The organism is Serratia sp. A07 (genome assembly GCF_058725505.1).
The window spans coordinates 1-3,317 of the sequence record NZ_JBZXDO010000105.1 but is presented as its reverse complement, the minus strand read 5'-3'; the positions used below and the strand labels follow the sequence as shown (position 1 = coordinate 3,317).

Genomic DNA, 3,317 nt, shown 5'->3' with positions numbered 1-3,317 from the left:
ACCACCCATTTGACCAACCAGTAACTGCCGCCGTGGATGATTTGCTCAAAACGCATCGACAACCCGACCCACAGCGCAAACACGGCCAGCGAGGCCATCAATATCCAGAAGGTAGCGATGTTCATGATTTGCAGGAACATGCCAATCATGTACTTGAGGACCTGACCGCCCTGGGTAAAGTCGCGGGTGTTAAGACTCATTCAGTATCTCCGCAAAACAGGCTCACCCTCGTTCCACAGGCGGGCGAACTCACGTGAAAAATCGGCGGCAACCCATGGCATGTCCTGCAGCCAGAGGGCGTTCTCGGCATTACGCGCATGGGCGCTCACCGAGTAGTTATAGGACCCCGCCTGCACTGAGCGGCCGTCGATAACCATAAACTTGTGATGCATCGCGGCGTAGCGGTCATTGAGGCGCACCGGCACGCCCTGGTTGGCCAAAAAGGTCACGGCCGTGTATTTGCTGTTGGCCTTGCGGTCGGCCACCACCCTCACCCTGACGCCGCGCCTTTGGGCGTCGAGCAGCGCGGTGGCGACGGGCTTGCTGGTAAAGCTGTAGGCCGCCATATCAATGGACACCTGCGCACTGCCGATGGCGGCCAGTACCACCTGCTGCGCGGTGCCGCCGGGTGAAAATCCCGTCATCACACCGGCAGCCTGCACACGCATGCAGGTCAGGCAGAGCAGCAGGGGAAAGACCGCTCGCCAATCAAGCCGGTAATGCATCATTGCCACGCCCCCCAATCAGCACGGCACTCAGGATTAAAAAGCAGTATCAGAAATTGATGCAGCGTAAGCTTCTCGATACGTTGGTCAATTTTCTTCGCCTCATCCTGATACATTTCAGCTTCTGCCAACGTGGTTTCAGGCCAGTCATCTAATGCAGGAAAAATGTTCTTTATTTCTTTTCCTCTGCGAAGAAGGATTTGGCTGTCCATATGCAGACCGTAATCGGGGATAAGTGCTTCCACACGTGTAGTGATTGCCTGATAATGTGGCAGGACGTAATCCATGGCGAAGACCGAATGTTTATTTTCCATATAATTCCTTTGCACTCATGTGCATTTAAATATTTATGACCATGCGAAAAACCCCGATTTCATCGGAGGTAAAAATCATTTGTTCAGCATTTGAATCAAGACTTACGGCAACAGTCTTTTAGTCTCCTTGAGAAATATCTTTGCATTACAGTTCTGTAAAATGACATGCATTGTTTTCATATCCACCTTGGGTTGCGGATAGTCTCGTACATCCGTATAAGTCTTACATTTGCGTGTTTTTTCTGTCGTCATAACTAATACCCATTGTCATTCGCGCTGATTGAAAAGAATAATCAGACGTTCAGCAGTACACGGATAGAGAAGAGCGCATGCTTACTTGCTCTTTACGTAAAGAGCATCTTATTCGCCCTTACTGGCATACCTGTGATTTGCTTGCCTTCGGCATGGCACTGGCTTGCATATACGCAGGCTTATCTTTGCTGTCAGCATTGAGAGCAGAAAATTATTCGCTTTATATTAAAGGATATTGGCAATGGATTTGGCCAGCTGGTCTTCGAGCACCGGTTTGGCTTCCTCGAACTTGAGGTTGACCTTGTTGGCGTTGGACACCACCCGGGTCTGATACTTGTGCTGATTACCCTGCTGCGTGCTGGTCTGCACCTTGGCGCCGGACGTGCCCTGACGCAGCGCCGCGACGTTGTCGGTGCGCACGCTGGCGGTGGTGCGCTCGGCGATTTGCACATCGGTGACCATGGTGTAGTTGGTGTCTTCAACCAGGGCGTCGGCGGCGGCACCGAGCAGGCCGGCGGCCAGACCGACGCCCAGGGTGGCACCGGCGGAGTTGGAGTTGTAAGCGGTGATCCCCGCCCCGAGCGCCGCGCCGGCCACGCCGCCTTCGTAGCCCTGACTGAGAAAGCCCTGCGCCTCGCGCAGATCCATCTTGTCCGCCTTGAGTACGTTCGCCTGTACCCAGTAGTAAGCGGAGGCGGGGTTGCTGACCACCACATAGCCCTTGGCCTTGACGGCATCGGCGATTTTGGCCTGCAGCGCGCTCATGTCCTTGTCAGAGGTGTTCTTGATCTGCAGGTACACGGTCCGCTCGCCGGCCGGTTCGAGCCAGATGGTCTCGCTCATCTGAGTCTTGACCTCGAGGTTGCGCTTTTTGATGGCGGTGCTCATGGCGCCACAGCCGGAGAGAGCCAGCGTACTGCTGACCAGGGCTACCATCATTATTTTTTGAGTAGATTTCATTTTTTTTCCTTATTTACACCATTGAGAAATTCTTGCAACTCATTGTTTTTGAACTCATCCTTCGCTGCATCGACCAGCCCCGCCAGGCTGGGGAGGTTGAATCTCGATAAGTCTATGTGGAATACCAAAAAGGTAATTATGAATAGAGGAACCTGCACGAATGGCAAAAAACCAGATACTCCACTTGCTAAAGATAATGCAGAGAAAGTTAATAGCAATCCAAAGTGAAAATATGCGTAGTGACATACTTTCTCCTTAACAAATAAAATTAATTTTGACTTCCTCCTCACTTCCTCCGGGATGTTTAGAACTTGCATGTAAACAGAATAGATCACCAAGGCAAAGAAAAGGTTAAACAAAATAGAGATACAGAAGAAAGCCGAGACGGTTTCAATTTCATTGCTATTACCAAAAACAAATATAGGAACCACGCTTATCACAAAGATCATGTAGAAAACGCACACGTAAACTAAAGAAGGTTTTAGACCTTGTGTAACAGATGGAACTTCAATATCAGTTCCTCTAATCGCCTTAACTATCATCGCGACTTCTTCACGAACTTCACTTTGTTTCATCGTTACCCCCCCCTCTGCTTATTCAGCATTTCTTTAGCCTTATCCATATAGGCCGCATCTTTCCCACTGATAGACAGCGTAAACTTCGCCTGATGTAATTCCGCCGCCTGATGCTTTATTGTATAATCTTTATTCTGTTGGTTAAAGTTTGTTTTATTATTATTCAGGCCTTTTTCCACATCACCCTTATCATAATTAACCAGGTCTTCATTGTCTTTCATGCGAGCGGTAGTATCTTTCCCCAGGGTATCGACTCGCTGTTTGACGTCCTTCTTGATTTTTGCATCGGCAACCTTGCCATCAATGTCTCCCATCGCCGCACCGTATGCACCGCCCTGCGCTTTCGCCGTGTTGACGGGCGTACGGATACCGTCGCCGACGTGGGCGGCCGCCTGGTCATAATGCGTGTCCAGTCGTCCGCGCAGCTTGTCCTCGACGAACGCCTCCGCCAGGTCTTCCCGGCGCATGCGCACCGCCTCGCTGTTGGTGTT

The 3,317-nt window shown here is 50.9% G+C and carries 6 protein-coding genes; all 6 read right to left on the bottom strand.

Annotated features, from left to right (window positions below):
* Positions 1-200, bottom strand: a 200-nt coding sequence (locus AC4PR2_RS28105) for a hypothetical protein (RefSeq protein WP_492175941.1), incomplete at its 3' end; no start/stop codon positions are given.
* The gene (locus AC4PR2_RS28100; protein WP_492175940.1) at positions 201-728 is read right to left on the bottom strand and encodes a phospholipase D family nuclease; all 528 of its coding nucleotides are present in this window, start codon (positions 726-728) and stop codon (positions 201-203) included.
* On the bottom strand, positions 725-1,039 hold the full coding sequence (locus AC4PR2_RS28095) for a hypothetical protein (RefSeq protein WP_492175939.1): 315 nt from the start codon (positions 1,037-1,039) through the stop codon (positions 725-727). Before AC4PR2_RS28095 ends, AC4PR2_RS28100 begins: the two co-directional genes overlap by 4 nt.
* Positions 1,040-1,516: 477 nt before the next feature.
* Positions 1,517-2,251, bottom strand: a complete 735-nt coding sequence (gene traT, locus AC4PR2_RS28090; RefSeq protein ID WP_454267026.1) for a conjugal transfer complement resistance protein TraT — start codon at positions 2,249-2,251, stop codon at positions 1,517-1,519.
* Positions 2,248-2,826, bottom strand: coding sequence for a hypothetical protein (locus AC4PR2_RS28085; protein ID WP_492175938.1), 579 nt, complete (start codon positions 2,824-2,826; stop codon positions 2,248-2,250). The genes traT and AC4PR2_RS28085 overlap by 4 nt, the downstream gene beginning before the upstream one ends.
* A gap of 2 nt (positions 2,827-2,828) precedes the next feature.
* On the bottom strand, positions 2,829-3,317 hold a 489-nt coding region (locus tag AC4PR2_RS28080; RefSeq protein WP_492175937.1), incomplete at its 5' end, for a hypothetical protein.

Excerpts from the sequence above, each read along its gene's own strand:
- AC4PR2_RS28100 (WP_492175940.1), bottom strand. The coding sequence starts at position 728 with ATGATGCATTACCGGCTTGATTGGCGAGCGGTCTTTCCCCTGCTGCTC.
- AC4PR2_RS28095 (WP_492175939.1), bottom strand. The coding sequence starts at position 1,039 with ATGGAAAATAAACATTCGGTCTTCGCCATGGATTACGTCCTGCCACAT.
- traT (WP_454267026.1), bottom strand. The coding sequence starts at position 2,251 with ATGAAATCTACTCAAAAAATAATGATGGTAGCCCTGGTCAGCAGTACG.
- AC4PR2_RS28085 (WP_492175938.1), bottom strand. The coding sequence starts at position 2,826 with ATGAAACAAAGTGAAGTTCGTGAAGAAGTCGCGATGATAGTTAAGGCG.